We start from the raw sequence: 19,068 nt of genomic DNA, 5'->3' as shown, positions 1-19,068 counted from the left end.
GGCGGGTCGGCGGCGCGTCGACAATGCGTTCCCGATGACCGCGCCGCCTTCCCCGCTCCCGCCAAAGCTGATCCTGCAGACGCTCAACCGCGGCGACGGCCTGCTCGGCATGCGGCCGCACGGGAAGCTGGGCCCGCGCGGCGACCGCGTGTCGCTGTTTCGGCTGGAGCGCTGGCCGGCGGATCCGGCGGCGCTCGAGCAGTGGCAGGCGCTGCCGCTGCATCCGGTGGACGCCGGGATGCTGCAGTGGCGCGACGCCTCGTTCGGGCGGGGCCTGACCCCGTGCTGGACGCTGGAGCAGGAGGACCTGTTCCCCGACTTCGCCGCCGACGAGGTGCCCCGCCTGCGCCAGCTCGGCTGGGAGATCGATGTCCTCCCCGGCTTTGCGCACCACAGCGTCGCGATCGACGCGTGGTCGCTGGAGATCCAGCCCGAAGGCGACGAGCCGGTCGATGTCCAGACCGCCATCGCGCCGGGCACGGGCGACCGCTTGCCGACGCTGGCGCTCTCGCGCCGCAAGGGCTCGTGGATGCTGAGCCTGGGCGTGACGGTCCAAGGTCAGCGGGTCGATCTCGCACCGATGATCTGGGATCTGCTGCGCAAGGACCGCCGCTGGCTCTACGCCGACGCGATCGCCGGCATCGATGACGACGCCATCATCAGCCTGAAGGCGCCGGGCGGGCGCCGGCTGCATTCGACGGCGGCGCCGCTGAAGCGGCTGATGCTCAACCTGCTGGACGTCCTGGTCGCCCAGCGCTCACGGCGCGGACCGGTGAAGCTCACCTCGTGGGAAGCGGCGCGGCTGGCGGCGCTCGACGTCCCCGACAGCCGCTGGCAGGTCTTCGGGGCCGACGAGCTGCGAACAATGTGGGAGCGCCTGCGCGACGCCGGTCCTCCGCCGGCATCGACCGCGCCGGAGGGTCTGGGGATCACGCTGCGCCCCTATCAGTTGCAAGGCCTGGCCTGGCTCCAGTACCTGGCCCGCCAGGAGCTCGGCGGCATCCTGGCCGACGACATGGGGCTGGGCAAGACGGCCCAGGCCCTGGCGCATCTGCTGGTCGAGAAGCAGGCCGGGCGGCTGAGGTCGCCGGCGCTGGTCGTCGCGCCGACCTCGCTGATCTTCAACTGGACACAGGAAGCCGCGCGCGTCGCGCCCGACCTCCGCGTGGCCACTCTGTCCGATCCCGAGGAGCGGGTCCAGGTGATGAAGCGTCTCGGCGAGATCGACGTGCTGCTGTGCAGCTACGGGCTGGCGTGGCGGGAAGTCCGGGCGCTCTCGAAACCGAAGTTCTCGGTGCTGGTGCTGGACGAGGCCCAGGCGGTGAAGAACCCACGCTCGCGGGCCGCGCGGGCACTGCGCCGACTCCAGGCCGAACAACGCCTCGTGCTCACCGGCACCCCGCTCGAGAATCACCTCGGCGAGCTCTGGACCCAGTTCGATTTCCTGATGCCGGGCTACCTCGGCGAGGCGCGTTCCTTCGCCCGGCACTGGCGCAAGCCGATCGAACAGACCGGCGACGCCCGTCGTGCCCGGGAACTGGCCTCGCGCGTGCGGCCATTCATCCTCCGGCGCCTGAAAGAGGAGGTCGCCAAGGACCTCCCCCCGATGACGGTCCTCACCCAGCGCATCCCCCTGCAAGGGCGCCAGCGTCAGCTGTACGAAAGCGTGCGGATCGGCGCCGACCATCTGGTGCGGCGGCTGCTGAAGGAGTCGGAGATCTTCGGTTCCGGCTTGATGTCCGTGCTGGACGCGATGCTGAAGCTGCGCCAGGTCTGTTGCGATCCGCGGCTGGTCCCAGGGGTCGAGGTCCCGCAGGGCATGGAGGCCGCCAAGCTGGAATGGATCCGGGAGAAGGTGCCCGAGATGATCAGCCAGGGTCGGACGATCCTGGTGTTCTCTCAGTTCACCGGCATGCTGGACCTGATCGAGGCCGCGATGGACGAGCTCCGGATCCCGCTCATGAAGCTGACCGGCGCCACGCCGGAGGGGAAACGGGGCGATGTGGTGCGTCGCTTCCAGGCGGGGGAGGCGCCCCTCATGCTGGTGAGCCTGAAGGCGGGGGGGGTGGGACTGACGCTGACGGCGGCAGACACCGTCATCCAGGTCGACCCGTGGTGGAACCCGGCCGTCGACGCGCAGGCCCATGCCCGCGCGCACCGGATCGGCCAGACACGGCCGGTGTTCGTCCACCAACTGGCCATCGAGGGCTCGATCGAGGAGCGCATGCTCGAACTGCAGGCCCGCAAGCGGGCGCTGGCGGACGGCCTGCTGGGCCGTGACGGGGGGGAGCGTCTGGAGAAGTTCAGCGCCGACGAGATCGATCGGCTGCTGGCGCCGTTGCAGTCCCCGGACGACGAGGACTGACGGACGCGAGGGGCGGGACCGCCGCCCGGACTCGGGGCGACCCCGCTCGGGGAATCAGCGCTTGCGGTCGAAGCGCAGGGCGCGCGCGACGCTGCGGCGGTCGCAGCCCAGGCTGGCGACTTCGAAGGCTTCGTGCTTGCGGCCCTTGTCGTGCTGCGCCAGTTCCGGCATCGGGAGGCGGCGCGGCTGGGATTCGGTACGGGTATGAGACTTCATCATGGTCGTGGACCTTCTTGGCTTTCGGCGGCCGGGAGCGGGGGAAGACCGCTGGCAAAGACCGCTTTGTGCCAGCTAACGCGAGCCCTTGGGACGCCGTTGACAGCCTCCTCACAAATCTGCACAAAGCTCGCGCCATCGTCACGCACACGGCACCAAGACGGTGCTTTGGACGTATAGCGAACGAATTCGCCCTCGGCGCAACTCGGCTAAGCTCCGGCCCCATGTCCGCTGTTTCGCCCTCGTCGCCCCTGCCGGCTCCCGCTTCCGAGGGGTCTTCCGACCTGCTGGTCGCCTGCCTGTGCGCCGCCTGGTGCCGGACCTGCGACACCTATCGGGACGACTTCGCCACGCTGCGCCAGCAGCACCCGGGCGCGCGCTTCCTGTGGGTGGACATCGAGGACGACTCGGAGCTGGTCGACGACCTGGAGGTCGAGACCTTCCCGACGCTGCTGATCGGCCAGGGCGAGCGGGTGTGTTTCATCGGTCCGGTGCTGCCGGGACCGGCCGCGGCCCAGCGGCTGATCCAGGCCGCGCAGGACAACCCCGCGATGTCCGCCGCCAGCCCCAACGCACCGGCCGGCACGACCGCCGCGGCACAGGCCCTGCTGTCGCGTCTGCGACAGTCCTGCTGATCTGACTCGCGCGGGCGCCCCGGTCGCCGTGCGTCTTTCGCCCGTCGTTTGACGCCTTCCGCCCAGAGAGTGACGCTCGTCGGCAGCCCGGCTCCGAACAGCGCGGCGACCCCCACCTCCGGAGGGAGGGCGAGCGAGAATGCGCCACCGCCAACCCCCAAGGCCGGCTCTCCGCGCGACCCGCGGCGGGCCGCTGCATCGATGAACGTCCAATTCAAGAACTCGGTGGCTCGCGCCACGCCCATCCTGGCGCTGGATCGCGCCGCCTACCAGGCCCTCGCCCCGAAGCTGCCCAAGCGCACCCAGCAATGGCTGGCGACGCTGGGCTTCTCCGCCGCCCCGGACACCTTCGCCCTGGTGCCGGGCGAGGACGGCAAGCTCGCGCAGGTCTTTGCGGGCGTGGCGCACGCGGCCCATCCGTTCGCCCTGTCGGCCTTGCCGCTCGCGCTCCCTGAAGGCGCCTACACCTTGTCGCCCGACGGCCTGCCGCTGCAGGACGAGGCCGCCGCGATGTCCTGGGAGCTGGGCTGCTACCAGTTCGACCTCTACAAGCCGCGCAAGCGCGAGCCGGCGCAACTGCTCATCAAGAGCAGCACGGACGGCCAGCGCGGCCTGGCGATCGCGACCGCGATGAGCGCGGTGCGCGACCTGGTCAACACGCCCGCCGAGCACATGGGGCCGGAAGAGCTGTCGAAGGCCGCGGCCGTCGTCGGCAAGCAGCACGGCGCGAAGTTCAAGGAGATCGTCGGCGACGACCTGCTGAAGAAGAACTTCCCCGCGATCCACGCCGTCGGCCGCGCGAGCACCCGCGCGCCGCGCCTGATCGAGCTGAACTGGGGCAGCGACAAGCATCCGCGGCTGACGCTGGTCGGCAAGGGCGTGTGCTTCGACACCGGCGGCCTGGACATCAAGCCGGCCGACGGCATGCGCCAGATGAAGAAGGACATGGGCGGCGCGGCCAACACGCTGGGCCTGGCCACGCTGATCATGGCGCTGAAGCTGCCGGTGCGCCTGCAGGTGCTGATCCCCGCGGTGGAGAACTCGATCAGCGGCAACGCCTACCGTCCGGGCGACGTGATCAAGACCCGCGCGGGCCTGCACATCGAGATCGGCAACACCGACGCCGAAGGCCGCGTGATCCTGTGCGACGCGCTGGCCTACGCCACCGAGTCCAGGCCCGAGCTGATCATCGACCTGGCCACGCTGACCGGCGCCGCGCGCATCGCGCTGGGCGCGCAGTTGCCCGCGCTGTTCTCGAAGCACATGGACACGGCGCGGGACCTGGTCGACCTGGGCCTGAAGATGGACGATCCGCTGTGGCACATGCCGCTGTGGTCGCCCTACAAGGAAGGCATCACGTCGAGCATCGCCGACATCGTGAACACCGGGCGCAGCGCGCTGGCCGGCGCGATCAACGCGGCGCTGTTCCTCGAGGCCTTCATCCCGGCCGAGCAGGACTGGCTGCACATCGACCTCTTCGCCTGGAACGACATCGCGCGTCCGGGCCGCCCGGTCGGCGGCGAGGCCCAGACGATCCGGACGCTGCTGGCCTACATCGAGGAACGCTTCAGCGCCTGACCGGCGCCGATCACTCCCCGGCGCGCAGCCAGGCGGCGGCGCGCTCCGCGATCATCAGCGTGGGCGAGTTCGTGTTCCCGCTGGTGATCGTCGGCATGACGCTGGCGTCGATGACACGCAGGCCGCCGACGCCGCGCACGCGCAGGCGGCTGTCGACGACGGCGCGCTCGTCGTCGGCGCGGCCCATGCGGCAGGTGCCGACGGGATGGAAGATCGTCGTGGCGATGTCGCCGGCCAGGCGGGCCAGTTCCTCATCGGTCTGGAACTCGATGCCCGGCTTGTGCTCGCGCGGCCGGTAGCGGGACAGGGCCGGCTGCTCGACGATGCGCCGCGTCAGCCGCAGGCTGCGCGCCGCGATGTCGCGGTCCTCCGCGGTGCTGAGGTAGTCGGGCGCGATCAACGGCGCATCGGCCGCATCTGCACTGCGGATCGCGACCGTGCCCCGACTGGTCGGATTCAGGTTGCAGACGCTGGCCGTGAACGCGTTGAACGCATGCAGCGGCTCGCCGAAGGCGTCGAGCGACAGCGGTTGCACGTGGTACTCCAGGTCGGGCCAGTCCTTGTCCGGCCCGCTCTTCGCGAACGCGCCGAGTTGCGACGGCGCCATGCTCATCGGACCGGTGCGACGCAGCGCGTATTCGAGCCCGATGCGCGCCTTGCCGAACCAGCTCGACGCCAGCGTATTGAGCGTACTGACGCCGTCGACCTGGAAGACCGCGCGGATCTGCAGGTGGTCTTGGAGGTTGGCGCCGACACCGGGCAGGTCTTTCACGACCTCGATGCCATGCTGTTGCAGCAGCGCCGCCGGCCCGAGGCCCGACAGCTGCAGCAGTTGCGGCGAACCGATCGCACCGGCGGCAAGCAGCACCTCGCCGCCCGGGTTCAGGCGGACAGTCTCCAGCCCATGGGGCGTGCGCACGAGCACGCCGTCGCATCGCACCTCGCCGTCGACCTGCTCGACCAGCAGCCGCTGCGCGTGCGCGCCGGTCCACATCTCGAAGTTGGGGCGCCGGTAGCAGGCCGGGCGCAGGAAGGCCTTCGCCGTGTTCCAGCGCCAGCCGGCGCGCTGGTTGACCTCGAAGTACCCGACGCCCTCGTTGTTGCCGCGATTGAAGTCGGGCGTCGCCGGAATCCCGGCCTCCTGTGCCGCCGTCGCGAACGCGTCCAGCACCGCCCAGCGCAGACGCTGCTTTTCGACGCGCCACTCGCCGCCGTGCCCATGCATCGCCGGATCGAAGCCGGGCGGCCGCTCGGCGCCTTCGTCCAGGCGCCAATGGTCCTCGTGCTCGCGGAAGTACGGCAGCACCGCGTCCCAGCGCCACGCGTCGTCGCCGGCGGCCTCGGCCCAACCGTCGTAGTCGCGGCTCTGGCCCCGCATGTAGATCATCCCGTTGATGCTCGAACACCCGCCCAGCACCTTGCCGCGCGGGTAGCGCAGGCTGCGCCCGTTCAGGCCCGCGTCGGGCTCGGTCTTGAACAGCCAGTCCGTCCGCGGATTGCCGATGCAGTACAGGTAGCCGACGGGGATGTGGATCCAGTGGTAGTCGTCGCGACCGCCGGCCTCGAGCAGCAGCACACGCTTGGACGTGTCGGCGCTCAGCCGGTTGGCGAGCAGGCAGCCGGCGGTGCCGGCGCCCACGATGATGTAGTCGAAGCGGCCTGAGGCCGTCTCGGGGGCCGCGTCGCGGTGGCTCGTTGGGTTGTCTCCGCCCATGTCTCTCTTGTCGTGATGGGTCTGTGAAGACCCATGCTGACCGAGCCACGGGCGGCCGGCAACCACGTTGTCACCAAGTGCCGATGGCCTCCTCTTCCGGCTGCTCCGCAGTGCGCCCGTTCGGCGCGTACCAGTCGATGCGTCGCGTCAGCGCCATGACCGCCGCCAGCACCGCGAAGAGCAGCGAGGTTCCGACCAGCAGCGCGGCCTTCTCCAGGTTGAGCAGCACGAACAGCGCGGCGTAGAGCACCGTCACCAGGGCACCGAATCCCAGCCCGCGCCTGACCGCCCCGAGCATGGCCGTCCCGTAAAAGGTCAGCAGTCCGATCGCCGCGCCCGCCGCCAGCGCATAGGACAGCGCGAAGCTCAGGTGTTCCGACAGGCTCAGCAGGAGCAGGAAGAACAGCGTCATCGCCAGGCCCACCAGCAGGTACTGCACCGGATGGACGCGCCGGCCGGACAGCAGTTCCAGCAGGCCGACGCTGACGAAGGTCAGCACGATGAACAGCAGCCCGTACTTGATCGCGCGGTCGCTCATCACGTAGGGATTCACGGGATCGATCATCGAGAACGCCAGCGTGTCCGCCACGATGCCCGACTTGCCCTCGCGTCCGGGCGCCGGATTCGGCGCATAGGCCCGGCCCGCGTCCGGGTCGCGCTCGACGCCGGGCAGCGAGAACCCGGCGAGGACATCGCGGGGCGCGGTCGTGGCGAGCTCGGTCACCTGCCATTGCGCCTCGAAGCCGCGCTCGTCGATGCGCTTGGACATCGGCAGGAAGCGGCCGCCGAAGCTCGGATGCGGCCAGTCCGAGCGCAGCTTGACCTGCGTCGCGGACGCGGCGGGAACGATGCCGAAGTCGGTCATCCCGACCAGGTGGATCGCAAACGACAGCGTCAGCGGCTGGTCCAGCGCCTGGTCCGGGAGCTGCGCATGGAGGCCGTGCGGATAGCTGTCGTGACCGGTGCCCGGTCTCACCGTCAAGGCCTGGGCGCCGCGCTTGACCGCCACGGCGCGCAGCCCCCGCGCGTCGCTGACGGCGACCATCACGCGCGGGTCCTCGCAGCTCAGCTTGCCCTTGTGCTCCGCCACCGGGATCAGCGCGCCGAGGGAGGCCCACTGGGCCTGCAGCGCCACCTCGCCCACATAGCCGTTCACCTTGAACAGGCCACGCTCGCGCTGCTCCTGGTTCAGCGTGCCGTCGACCTTGAGTTCCGCGGGAACCGCCGAGAGCACGAAGTCGCGCCGTTCCGGCGTCTTCGTGATGTCCTTGCCGGTGCCGCTGACGGACTCCCACTCCTCCGAGCAGCTGCGCTGCAGCATCGGGCCGAGCAGCACCTGCGGGCCTGCCTGCGCCGCGGCGACGCTGGCTTCCGCGGCACGCTGACGATCCTGGCGTTCGTCGACGAGCCAGCCGATCCGCAACAGCACGAGCAGCAACAGCAGCGTCACGCCGCCCAGGATCACCAGCTTCCACCACAGCGCCTTCATCTGCATCGTCCTTCTCCTCGCCCCTCGGCGATCCACGGAAGGCGGCAGTCTCGGCAGCGGCCGTGAGCTCAGGACGAAGTTTGTGAGCCGGCGGTGAAGAGCGGGAAGGCGAGTCGCACACGCAGGCCGGGCCCGGCCGGTTCGAATCGCAACTCGCCGCGATGCAGGCCGGCGATCTGGCGCACGATGGCCAGGCCCAGGCCGGACCCCTTGCGCAGGCTACCGGGCCGGGCCGTCGAGAAGAAGCGCTCGCCCAGTTGCGCGAACGCGCCGGCCGGCACGCCCGGTCCGTGGTCGCGCAACTCGAAGAACGCGCGGGGGGCCTGCGCGTCGGTCGCGGGCTCGATCCCCACCTGGAGCGCCAGCTCGGAGCCGGCCGGTGCGAAGTCGATCGCGTTCGTCAGCAGGTTGCTGATGGCCAGCGCCAGCATCTCGGCGTCGGCCTGCAGTTCCACCGCGTCACGGCGCAGCCAGCGCACCGTCAGCGCCTGCTGCGCCAGACGGTCGCCGAGCTGCGCCAGCGTCTCGTCGACCGCGTCGACCAGCGCCACCGGACGCGGATGCTCCGGCCCGCGCCGCAGTTCCAGCGTGGACAGCGCGAGCAGCCGCTCGACCAGCTCCGTCATGCGCTCGCTCTGCGAGACGACCTGCGCGGCGAAGCGCTGCCGGTCGGCGCCGGGCAGTTCGTCCTGCAGCAGTTCGCCGGCGCCGCGCAACGCGGCCAGCGGACTCTTCGAGTTCATGCGTCAGCGCACGCACCAGATGCTCCAGGCGCTCCCGGCCGTCGAGGCGCTCACGCATCGCGTCCATCGCCTGGGCCAGGTCGCCCAGTTCGCCGGGCACCTTCGGCGGCGGCTGGCGCTGGCCGAGCTGAACCTCCTGCGCATATCGCCGCAGGCGCCGCACCGTGAGGATCATCCAGGCGGTCACCGCGACGCCCACCGCCAGCGAGACCGCCAGCAGTCCCAGCCCGGCGATCCAGATGCGGCGCTCGGCGCGATAGATGATCTGCTGCACGGCGGCCGCCGGCTTGGCGACGGTGACGACGCCGATCGTGCGCCCGTCCAGGCGCACCGGCGCCGCCACGTACATCACCGGACTGCCCTGCGCATCCTTGCCGTTGCCGAGTTCGCCGGCATTGCCGTAGAGCGTCGGCTTCTCGGGCGTCGAGCGCGCGCCGTACTCTCCGCGCAAGGTGCGGGCGACGTCGTTCCAGGCGGAGTAATCCTGGCCCACCGCCGGGACCGGGCTGGTGTCGAGCACGACACGCCCGGCCGCGTCCGTCACGTAGATCCGGAAGTCCAGCGAGCGCTTGCGGGCGCTGAGGATGCGGGCGTCGACGGGGCGCTCGGCGTAGTCGCGCACGCGCTGCGCAAAGCGCGTGCCGCTCAGATCGCCGCCGGGCGGCATGGCGGCGAGCTCGTCGCGCGCCAGCTCGGCCACCAGGTTGGCGGTGTCGACCATCATGTCCTCCATCACCTCGCGCACGCTGGGCTTGAATTCGCCCAGCACGACGCGCAGCAGGATGAAGGCGCTCAGCCCCGCCACCAGGAAGAAGCCGAGGAACAGTCGCAGGCCGAGGCGCATCCGCCGTCACTCCAGCGAATAGCCCATGCCGCGGTGGGTGCGGATCGGGTCGAGGTCGGGCCGCACCTGGCGCAGCTTGGCGCGCAAGGTCTTGATGTGGGTGTCCACGGTGCGGTCGCCGCTGTCGGCATCCATCCCCCAGACGGCGTCCAGCAGGCTGTCGCGACTGTGGATGCGCCCCGGCGCCTTCAGCAGGCGCAGCAGCAGGCCGAGCTCACGGCGGGTCAGCGGCAACAGCTCGCCGTGGAAGCGCACGCGGGAGCCCTCGGCCTCGACCACGAAGCCGGCGACGGCGGGCGCGGTCGACGCCACCGGCGCCTGGGCGCGGCGCAGCAACGCCCGCACCCGCGCGACCAGTTCGCGATTGCTGAACGGCTTGGCCAGGTAATCGTCGGCGCCCAGCTCCAGGCCCAGCACCTTGTCGCCTTCCTCGCTGCGGGCGCTGAGGACCAGCACCGGCAGTCGCGCCAGCGGCCCCTGGCGCAGCTCGCGACACAGGTCCAGGCCGTTGCCGTCCGGCAGGCCGACGTCCAGGATCGCCAGGTCCGGCGCGTTCGAGGCCAAGGCCGAACGCGCCTCGTGCAGCCAGCCGCAGGCGCGGACCCGGTAGCCCTCGCGCTCCAGGACAAAGCTGACGGTCTGGGCGATCGCCGGGTCGTCCTCCAGCAGCAGGATCTGGCCGGCGAACGGTACGGACGACGGCGACGTGGCGGATGAGGTGGCGATGGAAGGCGTGCTCATGTCCGTGATCATCGCGGAGCCTGGGCCAGTTCGCGGAGGTAGCGCAGCCCCTGCGCGGCGCGCGGGCCATACCAGCTGATCAGTTCACCGTCGACCAGCCGCACCCGGGCATTAGGACAGAGCGCCTGCGCTTCGGCCAGATGCTCCTCACCGAACCGGTAGGGCTCCGAGCTGAGCAGCAGTTCGTCGATCTCCGCCAGCCACGGTTCGTCGCCGGTGACGACCGGGTAGCGCGCCGCGCCATGCGGACCGCCTTCGACGGGGGGCCAGGTCTCCCAACCCACTTCGGCGAGCATGCGCGCGATGTAGGTGTCCCGCGCCACCGTCATCCAGGGCGCCCGCCAGATCAGGTAGAGCACGCGGCGCCCCAGCTGGGCCCGCCGAAGATCGGCGAGGAAGGACCGGCACGCGGCCAACTCCCCCTGCAACCCGGCGGCGAGACGCTCAGCCCGGTCACGCAGATCGGGGACATCCGGCAGCGCGACTTCGGCGTAGGCAAAGTCGGCCGGCGGCAGGACATTTCTGCCGGTGGGTTCAGACCTGACCCCCAGTTCGGCGGCAAAAACCTCCACCATCTCGACGATCTGCGCGATCAAGGCGAGGTTGTCCGCCGGCCCGCAGGGGTGGGTCACCACCACATGGGGGATCCAGGCGCGCAGGGCCTCGACCGTGTCGAGGCGGTTCTCGTCCACGTTGACCACCACATGGCTGGGGGCCAGCGCCCTCACTTTCGGGAGGTTGACGTCCTTCGTCCCACCGATCTTTGATATTGCTGACACCGCCGGCGCCGGGTGAATGCAAAAACCGGTGCGGCCCACGATCCAGGGGCCCAATCCGAGTGCGAACAGCAGTTCCGTCACCGAGGGGACGAGCGAGACGATGCGCAGCCGCGGCGTGGCCGAGGCCTCGTCCGGGAGCGGGTGTTGCGGGGCGATGGACGACACGTTGTGCGATTTCAGCAGGGTTGCATCCGCATAGTGGAAAACACTGAGCAACTCAGGAGCATGCTTTGCCCCACCAAGACGCCGGAGGCGGAGATCGTCGAGCGCCTCTGACACTGCTCGGGGTTTGCGCGCATCGGCTGAAAAACAACAACCAGCTTGACGCGTTGCGAACCGCCAATCCTGTCACACATAATCGGATCGCCTGAATGCAGCGCCTTCGTATGAGTGGTTCACGATGGGTTGAAGCAGCACATTGGGTTATTTGGTTTTGAAAGGGCTTCCCCCATGGGAAACAAGCTATACGTGGGCAACCTCGCTTACAGCGTGCGAGACGAGTCGCTCCAGGAGGCATTCGCGCCATTCGGCACCGTCATTTCCGCCAAGGTCATGATGGATCGTGAGACCGGACGTTCCAAGGGCTTCGGCTTCGTGGAAATGTCGACGGACGATGAAGCGCAGGCTGCCATCAACGGCATGAACGGTCAGGCCCTCGACGGCCGCGCGATCGTGGTCAACGTGGCTCGTCCGCGCGAAGACCGTCCGGGCGGCGGTGGCGGCTTCGGCGGCGGCGGTGGCCGCAGCGGTGGCGGCGGCTTCGGCGGCGGCGGTGGTCGCAGCGGTGGCGGCGGCTACGGCGGCGGTGGTGGCGGCGGCTACGGTGGTGGCGGCGGCGGTGGTCGCAGTGGCGGCGGCGGCGGTTACGGCGGTGGCCGTAGCGGCGGCGGCGGTTACGGCGGCGGCGGCGGTGGCGGCTACGGTGGTGGCGGCGGCGGCAGCTACGGCGGCGGTCGCGGCGGCTACTGAGCCACGCACGGCAGGCGGGTTCATCCCGCCTTGCAATGAGAAAGGCGCTCCTCGGAGCGCCTTTTTCTTTTGGTGATCAGCTTTTGATCACCCTCCCAGCAGACCAGCAGATGCCCAGCAATGCCAGGTCTTGTCTTGCCCCCTCTCCCGCTTGCGGGAGAGGGTTGGGGGTGAGGGCCAGCAGCCGTGGAGTGAAGCGGGGTCAGGTCTCGCCCTGCCGATGCTTGCGCGGACGCCCCGCCAGCAGGCGGTCGAAAACCGCGCCCGGCAGCAGTCGCATGACACGGGCGACGACGCCCATCTGCCACGGTATGAATCGAACCCTGGCGCCCGCCGCGATGGCCGAATAAGCCTTGCGCGCGAAGTCCTCGGGCTGCATCAGGAAGGGCATGCCATACCGGTTCTCGCGCGTCAGCGGAGTATCGACATACCCCGGCGCGATCGTCACGACCTTGACGCCATCGGGCCGACATTCTCCGCGCAGGCTCTCGCAATAACTGAACACCGCGGCCTTGCTGGAACAGTAAGCGCCATGTCCTGGCAGTCCCCGGATGCCCGCGACGCTGGCGATGCCCACCAGCGTGCCGCTGCGGCGCGTCCGCATCGGGCCGACGAAGGGATGGAAGGTCGCGGCCAGGCCGATGTTGTTGGTGGCGTAGAGGCGCTGCATCACCGCGAGGTCCTCGTAGATCGCCGTGTCCATGCCGATGCTGATGCCGGCGTTGGCGATGACGACGTCGGGCAGGCCCTGCTCGGCGATGCAACGGCGACCGGTGGCCGCGATGGCCTCGACGTCGCTGACGTCGGCGCGGTACACGCGCCAGCGCGACGGCTCCAGCCGCTGCTGCTCGGCCCAGGCAGCCAGTTCCTCGACGCGGCGCGCCACCAGCGCCAGGTGCCAGCCCTCGCGGTAGTACTGCAGCGCGAGCGCCTGACCGATGCCGCTGGAGGCACCGGTGATGTAGACAAGTCGGGTCATGGCTTGCTGCTGAAGGTCGCGGTGCCGGAAGCAGCCGCGGCCGGTCTGGCAGCCGGCTTGGCGACAGCGCTGGTCGCGGCAGTGCCGGCAGCCTTCGCGGCGGCCTTGGCGGGCTGCAGGGACGGGCGCGCGCCGGGCTGCGCGGCGAAGGTCGCGCGACCACCGCCGCTGAAAGTCAGGCGACCGGTCAGCTGGTCGTAGACGAAGCTCTTCACCTGCATCTCGCCGCCCATGCCGACCACCCGCGCCGGCAGGTGGGATCGGATCTGCTGCTGCGGCACGAAGGCGTGCAGGAACTCGCCATAGAGCTCCAGGTCCGGCGGCTTCGTCGTATCGCCGTTGGGATAACGCTTGACCTTCACGTCGCCGAGCAGCTGCACCTCGCTGCCATCGCCGTTGGACACGCCGCGCTGCGCGTCGGCGACCAGCAGCTCGTCGAGCTTGCCGTAGGCACGCAGCTGCGGCGTATCGATCTCCAGCGTGTCGTTGTCCGGGTAATGGCGCATCTCGGTGCCGATGATCCGGCCGGTGAGCCGGCCGTCGCTGCTGAAGCGCTGCACCTCGAAGCCGTTCATCCGGTAGTCCGGCTCATGCTTGGGCGCGGCCTTCTCTCGCGGCGCCTCGAGCTGCGGCGTGTTCTTGATGAGCCACCAGGTGAAGCCCGCCAGCATCGCCATCAGCAGCAGCGGCACGTAGTTGGCCAGCATCGACTGCAGGCGCCACAGCAGCGGCTGGGCGCGACGGCGCGGGGCGGTCGGCGGCGGAACGAGTGCCGCCATCAGTGCCCGCTCCCGTCCAGCGTCTCGAGGTGGCCGTGCAGCAGCTTCGCGTACTGGCCGGCAGCCATCAGCAGCAGGTCGCAGAACTCGCGCGCGGCGCCGTGGCCACCGGCGGTGGCGGTGACATGATGCGCCACCGCCTTCACCTCGGCATGGGCCTGTGCCGGCGCGCACGCGAAGCCGGCGCGCACCATCAGCGGCAGGTCGGGCCAGTCATCGCCGATCGCGGCGACCTCGTCCCAGTGCAGGCCCAGCTGGTCAAGCAGCGGCTGCGCCGCGGCCAGCTTGTTCTTCGCGCCGTAGACGGCGTGCGGCAGGCCGAGGTCGGCCACGCGGCGCCGCACGGCCGGCGAGTCGCGACCGGTGATCACGATCGGCACGATGCCGCCTTGCGCCAACAGCTTCATGCCATGGCCGTCGAGCGTGGCGAAGGCCTTGATCGTCTCGCCCGCCTCGCTCAGGTAGATGCGGCCGTCGGTCAGCACGCCGTCGACGTCGAAGATCGCGGCCTTGAGCCCGAGGGCCGGGCCTTGCGCCTTCAGCAGCAGCTCGGGGGGGAAGGACAGCGCGGGCTTGAGTTCACGCACCACGGCCGGCATCGCCGCTGCCGGATTGCCCGGGGTGTAGGAAGGCGTGCCGCTCATCAGATCACCTTCGCGCGCATCAGGTCGTTGATGCTGATCGCGCCGACGAGGCGCTGCTCGTCGTCGACGGCGAGGACCAGCGTGATGCGCGCCTGCTCCATCAGGTCGGCCGCGACGACGGCGAGCGCGTCGGCGGCCACCGTACGCGGATTCGGATGCATCACCTGCCCGGCGGTCAGGCCACGCAGGTCGGTGCCGCGCTCGATCAGACGGCGCAGGTCGCCGTCGGTGAAGATGCCGCCGACCTGGCCGTCGGCATCGGCCAGCACGGCGCAGCCCAGGCCCTTGTCGGACATCACCCGCATCATGTCGAGCAGCGGCATCTCCGCGCTCACGCGGGGCAGCGAATCGCCGCTGCGCATCAGGTCGCGCACGTGCGTCAGCAGGCGGCGGCCCAGCGAGCCTCCTGGGTGCGAGCGGGCGAAGTCCTCGGCGCGGAAGCCGCGGGCGTCGAGCAGCGCCACGGCCAGCGCGTCGCCGAGCGCGATCTGCGCAGTGGTGCTCGCCGTCGGTGCGAGGTTGAGGGGGCAGGCCTCCTGCTCGACCCGCGAGTCCAGCACGAAGTTCGAATGCTTGGCCAGCGACGACGACAAGCCGCCGGTCATGCCGATCAGCGTGACGCCCAGGCGCTTGAGCACCGGGATGATGGCGTTGAGCTCGTCGCTCTCGCCGGAGTTGGACAGCGCCAGGACGATGTCGCCGGGGGTGACCATGCCGAGGTCGCCGTGGCTGGCTTCGCCCGGATGGACGAAGAAGGCCGGCGTGCCCGTGGACGCCAGCGTGGCGGCGATCTTGCGGCCCACATGGCCGCTCTTGCCCATGCCCATCACGACGACACGACCGGCGCTGTCGAGGATCGTCCGGACCACCTGCTCGAACGACTCGCCGAGGCGCGGACCGAGCGCGAGCAGCGCGTCGGCCTCGACTTTCAAGGCCGCGCGGGCCACGTCGAGCGCGCGGGAATGGGTGAGGGCGGCATGGGTCGTCATAAGGGCGAAAGTGTAGCCGCCGGGGTCGATTCAGTCCGGCGCCGGACCCAGCCGCATCGCCACGCCGAAGCCCCCGTCCACGGGGGGCAGGCGCAGGTCGCCGCCGTGGGCGCGCGACACCAGGTCGGCCATCATCAGCCCCAGGCCCATGCGGCCTTCGTACTGCTGGCGCTCCAGCGCGTCGTTGAGATCCACGCGCTGCCAGTCGGCCACGCCCTCGCCGTCGTCGGTGAGTTGCAGCAGCAGGCCACCGTCGGGCTGGCGGTGCAGCCGCAGCTGCACCCGCGACGCGCCATGGCGCCAGGCGTTGTCGAGCAGGTTGATCAGCGCGGCGGCGAGCAGGTCGGGGTCGGCGTCGATGCCGGCCTCGTCCTCCGGCAGATCCAGTTCGAGGCCGTCCGGCAGCGGCAGCATCGCCAGCAGCTCGATCAGGTCCAGGCGCTGCCAGCGCAGGCTCATGCCGGTGCGGAACAGCGTCAGCAGCGCGGTCACGACGCGACGCAGCCGGTCGGCGGCCTCGCGGGTGCGCTGCAGCCGGGCGCGCGATTCGGGCGGGGCCTCGCGCAGCGCCATCGCGAGCTGCGCATCCATGCCCGCGAGCGGCGTGCGCAGCGCATGGGCCGCGTGCGCGCTGAAGGCGCGCTCGTTGGCCACGCGTTGCGCCAGGCGCTGGCCGAGGTCGAGCACCGCGGCACGGATCCCGGCCAGTTCCTGGCGGTGCTGTTCGGGCAGCAGCTGGCGCGTGTCGAGCGGGTCGTAGTCGGCGAGCGCGCGGGACAGCTCGGCCAGCGGCGCCAGCTCGGCGCGCGCGCGCCGGTTCATCCACATCATGCAGAGGCCACCGACCAGCAGGGCCGAGAAGGCGCTCGCGAGCCCGACGCGGCTGCGCACTTCCGTCCGCTCGGCGCTGGTCTGCGCGACCATCAGCCAGCCCGACCCGGCGACCGTCGGCAGCGGACGCACATGGACGCGCCAGTCATCGCCATCGGTGCCGTCGTCCTTCCAGTCGCTGAAGCCGGGCGGCAGCTTCCAGGCGTTCACCGGCGCCAGCGGCGAGCGATGCAGCAGCGCGCCGTCCGAGCCCACCAGCTGCCAGGCGAAGTGGGTGCTGAGGTCATCGCTGTCGGCGATCTCGGCCGGCATCGCGCTGCCCTGGCGCAGCAGCTGTCCGAGCACTTGCGAGGACGCCTGCAGCGTCTCGTCGAGCAGCTCGTCCACCTCCTCCTGCACGACCAGCCAGACGCTGACGCCCGCCAGCAGCGCCCAGAAGGCGGAGATCATCAGGAGCTGGCGCGCCAGGCGGCCGGCGATCGACGGTCGGCGTGGTCCCGGGGGCGCGTTCACGGCCACGTTCACGGCCACTTTCACGCGGCCTCCGGCCCGAGCCGGTAGCCCAGGCCGCGGACGGTCTCGATCAGTTCCCGGCCGAGCTTGCGGCGCAGGCTCGACACATGGACCTCCAGCGCGTTGCTCAGGACTTCGGCGTCGTCGCCGAGCACCTGCAGCTCGAGATCGCGCTTCGGATACAACCGGCCGGCGCGCTGCGCCAGCGCCTCCAGCACCGCCCATTCCCGGGCGGTCAATTCGACCGCATGGCCGTCGCGCGTCGCGCGCTTGGCCGCCAGATCCAGCACCACATCGCCATGACGCCGCTGAGAGCTGCTCGCGCCCACATGGCGGCGACTGACCGCGCGCAGGCGGGCGGCGAGCTCCTCCGGCGCGAAGGGTTTGACCAGGTAGTCGTCGGCGCCACCGTCCAGGCCCTGCAGGCGGTCGGCGAGCAGGTCCCGCGCGGTCAGCATCAGCGCCGGGGTCGACACGCCGCGCTGGCGCAGTCCGCGCAGCCAGTCCAGGCCCGAGCCGTCCGGGAGCTGCCAGTCGACCAGCAGCGCCTCGAATTCCTCGTGCTGGCGGGGCAGCACCTCCGACAGTCGACGGGCCCAGGTCACCGTGTGACCCTCGGCGCGCAGGAAGTCGCGCAGGGCCTCGCCCAGGAGTTCGTCGTCTTCGAGCAGCAGCAGTCGCATGGCGTGGGGGCGGCCTTCAGGCCGGGTCGGCGAGCGGGAAAGATAGCAGCCGCCGGGGCGGCGCGCGAGCACCCCCGCCGATGTGCGAAACGGCGGGGGTCTTCAGCCGGCCTTCAGCTTGGCTTCAGGGCGACTTCAGTGCCGGCGCGCCCACTGCGTCCCGTGAAGCCGCATCCCCTGTCCTCCCTCCAGCTCGGCGCCGGCTCGACCTCGGCGCCGGTCCTGTCGCCCGTCGGGGCGATGTCGCTGCCGGCGCTGCGGCGCGGATGGCTCGTCGCGCTGGCCGGCCTGGCAGCGCTGCTGCTGTGGGACGCCGCCGGATGGGACCTCACGGTCGTGCGGCTGTTCGCGGACGCGCATGGCTTCACGTTGCGCGATCACTGGCTGACCTCGGGCCTGCTGCATCAAGGCGGACGCTGGGTCGCCACCGGCCTGGCCGTGATGCTGGTGATCAACGCGGTCCGGCCGCTGTGGCCCGGACTCACGCGCCGTGAACGCTGGGGCGCGGTGGTACTGACGGCCGTCAGCCTGATCGTCATTCCATTGATGAAGCAGGGCAGCACGACCAGCTGTCCCTGGGACCTGGCCGAGTTCGGCGGCGTGGCGCACTACGTGTCGCACTGGCACTTCGGCGTGCGGGACGGCGGCCCGGGTCATTGCTTCCCTTCGGGGCATGCGAGCTCCGCCTTTGCCTTCTTCAGCCTGTTCTTCATGCTGCGTCGCGCCTATCCGCGACAGGCGCGGTTCGCGTTGGGCGCGGTGCTGACGATGGGCGTGCTCTACGGCTTCGCGCAGATGGCGCGCGGCGCGCATTACCCGAGCCACACGATGTGGACCGCCTGGATCTGCTGGACGCTCGCGGTCCTCGCCGTGCCCTGGCTGCGAGTCCGCGACGCCGACGCGGGTACATGACGGATTCATGGCCCTGACGATCGCGGCCTTCCAGAATCGGCGCTCCTGCAACGACTCTGGAGAGATGCGATGGGCAAGAAGCTGCTGCTGCTGGCCGGCGACTACGTCGAGGACTACGAGCTGATGGTGCCGTTCCAGGCGCTGCAGGCGGTGGGTCACCAGGTCCACGCGATCTGCCCCGGCAAGAAGGCCGGGGACTTCGTGCTGACGGCGATCCATGATTTCGAGGGCGCGCAGACCTACTCGGAGAAGCCGGGTCACCGCTTCACGTTGAACGCGAGCTTCGACGACATCAAGCCGGAGGATTACGACGCGCTCGTGATCCCGGGCGGACGGGCGCCGGAGTACCTGCGCACGATGCCGGGCGTGCTGCCGCTGGTGCAGCACTTCGCGAAGACCGACAAGCCCATCGCCGCGATCTGCCACGGCGCTCAGTTGCTGGCCGCGGCCGGCATCATCCGTGGCAAGAAGGTCTCGGCCTATCCGGCCTGCGCCGCGGAGGTCGAGCTGGCTGGCGCCAGCTACGCCGACATTCCGGTCGACCAGGCGGTCACTGACGGCAAGCTCGTCACCGCGCCGGCTTGGCCCGCGCATCCCGCCTGGATTGCGCAGTTCCTGCAAGTGCTCGGCACGAAGATCACGCACTAGGAAAAGAAAAACGGGCG

General features: G+C 70.5%; 18 protein-coding genes and 2 pseudogenes. 6 read left to right on the top strand and 14 right to left on the bottom strand.

The features are described from left to right. Positions 1-34 precede the first annotated feature (34 nt). Positions 35-2,365, top strand: a complete 2,331-nt coding sequence (locus tag ACFJIX_RS08205) for a DEAD/DEAH box helicase (protein WP_377159079.1) — start codon at positions 35-37, stop codon at positions 2,363-2,365. A gap of 54 nt (positions 2,366-2,419) precedes the next feature. Here ACFJIX_RS08205 and ACFJIX_RS08200 read toward each other — a convergent pair whose 3' ends face one another. Further along, the gene (locus ACFJIX_RS08200) at positions 2,420-2,584 is read right to left on the bottom strand and encodes a hypothetical protein (protein ID WP_377159078.1); all 165 of its coding nucleotides are present in this window, start codon (positions 2,582-2,584) and stop codon (positions 2,420-2,422) included. Positions 2,585-2,805: 221 nt separating this feature from the next. On the opposite strand from ACFJIX_RS08200, the gene ACFJIX_RS08195 reads away from it, so the two are divergent. Both ACFJIX_RS08195 and ACFJIX_RS08190 read left to right on the top strand, forming a co-directional pair. Further along, positions 2,806-3,216: a thioredoxin family protein gene (locus tag ACFJIX_RS08195; protein ID WP_377159077.1), complete on the top strand. Its 411-nt coding sequence runs from the start codon at positions 2,806-2,808 to the stop codon at positions 3,214-3,216. A 201-nt stretch (positions 3,217-3,417) separates the two neighbouring features. Continuing rightward, positions 3,418-4,794 carry a leucyl aminopeptidase family protein gene (locus tag ACFJIX_RS08190; RefSeq protein ID WP_377159075.1) on the top strand — a complete coding sequence of 459 codons (1,377 nt, stop codon included), beginning with the start codon at positions 3,418-3,420 and terminating at the stop codon, positions 4,792-4,794. A gap of 10 nt (positions 4,795-4,804) precedes the next feature. Here the strand turns inward: ACFJIX_RS08190 and ACFJIX_RS08185 are convergent, their stop codons facing one another. The 7 genes and pseudogenes from ACFJIX_RS08185 to ACFJIX_RS08155 all read right to left on the bottom strand — a co-directional run bounded on the left by ACFJIX_RS08185 (position 4,805) and on the right by ACFJIX_RS08155 (position 11,206). Continuing rightward, the gene (locus tag ACFJIX_RS08185; RefSeq protein ID WP_377159073.1) at positions 4,805-6,508 is read right to left on the bottom strand and encodes a GMC family oxidoreductase; all 1,704 of its coding nucleotides are present in this window, start codon (positions 6,506-6,508) and stop codon (positions 4,805-4,807) included. Positions 6,509-6,578: 70 nt separating this feature from the next. Continuing rightward, positions 6,579-8,003, bottom strand: coding sequence for a cell envelope integrity protein CreD (gene creD, locus ACFJIX_RS08180; protein ID WP_377159072.1), 1,425 nt, complete (start codon positions 8,001-8,003; stop codon positions 6,579-6,581). Positions 8,004-8,065: 62 nt separating this feature from the next. Further along, positions 8,066-8,548 (bottom strand): ATP-binding protein, encoded by a 483-nt coding sequence (locus ACFJIX_RS08175; protein ID WP_377161686.1) that lies wholly within the window; start codon positions 8,546-8,548, stop codon positions 8,066-8,068. Between the two features lie 90 nt (positions 8,549-8,638). Further along, positions 8,639-8,740: pseudogene (locus ACFJIX_RS08170) on the bottom strand (hypothetical protein); the annotation flags it as partial. A 100-nt stretch (positions 8,741-8,840) separates the two neighbouring features. After that, positions 8,841-8,915: pseudogene (locus ACFJIX_RS08165) on the bottom strand (hypothetical protein); the annotation flags it as partial. A gap of 675 nt (positions 8,916-9,590) precedes the next feature. Beyond that, a complete protein-coding gene (gene creB / locus ACFJIX_RS08160; RefSeq protein WP_377159071.1) occupies positions 9,591-10,325 on the bottom strand; it encodes a two-component system response regulator CreB in 735 nt (244 codons plus the stop codon). 8 nt (positions 10,326-10,333) lie between these two features. Next, positions 10,334-11,206 carry a helical backbone metal receptor gene (locus ACFJIX_RS08155; protein WP_377161684.1) on the bottom strand — a complete coding sequence of 291 codons (873 nt, stop codon included), beginning with the start codon at positions 11,204-11,206 and terminating at the stop codon, positions 10,334-10,336. A gap of 348 nt (positions 11,207-11,554) precedes the next feature. Between ACFJIX_RS08155 and ACFJIX_RS08150 the strand changes: the two genes are divergently transcribed. Beyond that, on the top strand, positions 11,555-12,073 hold the full coding sequence (locus ACFJIX_RS08150) for an RNA-binding protein (protein ID WP_067280428.1): 519 nt from the start codon (positions 11,555-11,557) through the stop codon (positions 12,071-12,073). Between the two features lie 202 nt (positions 12,074-12,275). Here ACFJIX_RS08150 and ACFJIX_RS08145 read toward each other — a convergent pair whose 3' ends face one another. From ACFJIX_RS08145 to ACFJIX_RS08120, 6 genes are read right to left on the bottom strand one after another with little or no spacing between them, the layout of a single operon-like run. Beyond that, positions 12,276-13,052 (bottom strand): SDR family oxidoreductase, encoded by a 777-nt coding sequence (locus ACFJIX_RS08145; RefSeq protein ID WP_377159069.1) that lies wholly within the window; start codon positions 13,050-13,052, stop codon positions 12,276-12,278. Continuing rightward, positions 13,049-13,831, bottom strand: a complete 783-nt coding sequence (gene lptC / locus ACFJIX_RS08140; RefSeq protein ID WP_377159067.1) for an LPS export ABC transporter periplasmic protein LptC — start codon at positions 13,829-13,831, stop codon at positions 13,049-13,051. Before lptC ends, ACFJIX_RS08145 begins: the two co-directional genes overlap by 4 nt. Then, positions 13,831-14,430 (bottom strand): KdsC family phosphatase, encoded by a 600-nt coding sequence (locus tag ACFJIX_RS08135; protein WP_377161682.1) that lies wholly within the window; start codon positions 14,428-14,430, stop codon positions 13,831-13,833. Before ACFJIX_RS08135 ends, lptC begins: the two co-directional genes overlap by 1 nt. A gap of 44 nt (positions 14,431-14,474) precedes the next feature. After that, complete coding sequence (locus tag ACFJIX_RS08130; RefSeq protein ID WP_377159066.1) at positions 14,475-15,464, bottom strand: SIS domain-containing protein; 990 nt, start codon at positions 15,462-15,464, stop codon at positions 14,475-14,477. Between the two features lie 30 nt (positions 15,465-15,494). Beyond that, a complete protein-coding gene (locus tag ACFJIX_RS08125; RefSeq protein WP_377159065.1) occupies positions 15,495-16,832 on the bottom strand; it encodes a sensor histidine kinase in 1,338 nt (445 codons plus the stop codon). Beyond that, on the bottom strand, positions 16,829-17,491 hold the full coding sequence (locus ACFJIX_RS08120) for a response regulator transcription factor (RefSeq protein ID WP_377159064.1): 663 nt from the start codon (positions 17,489-17,491) through the stop codon (positions 16,829-16,831). The genes ACFJIX_RS08125 and ACFJIX_RS08120 overlap by 4 nt, the downstream gene beginning before the upstream one ends. Before the next feature lie 162 nt (positions 17,492-17,653). On the opposite strand from ACFJIX_RS08120, the gene ACFJIX_RS08115 reads away from it, so the two are divergent. Continuing rightward, positions 17,654-18,403, top strand: coding sequence for a phosphatase PAP2 family protein (locus tag ACFJIX_RS08115; protein WP_377159063.1), 750 nt, complete (start codon positions 17,654-17,656; stop codon positions 18,401-18,403). Positions 18,404-18,472: 69 nt separating this feature from the next. Next, positions 18,473-19,051 (top strand): DJ-1/PfpI family protein, encoded by a 579-nt coding sequence (locus tag ACFJIX_RS08110; protein ID WP_377159061.1) that lies wholly within the window; start codon positions 18,473-18,475, stop codon positions 19,049-19,051. Positions 19,052-19,068 lie beyond the last annotated feature (17 nt).

Origin of the sequence: Roseateles sp. UC29_93 (assembly GCF_042695725.1) — a bacterium.
Taxonomy (GTDB): Bacteria; Pseudomonadota; Gammaproteobacteria; order Burkholderiales; family Burkholderiaceae_C; genus Roseateles; species Roseateles noduli_A.
Note: the sequence above shows the minus strand (reverse complement) of the source record. Positions and strands in the feature narration are given on the sequence as shown.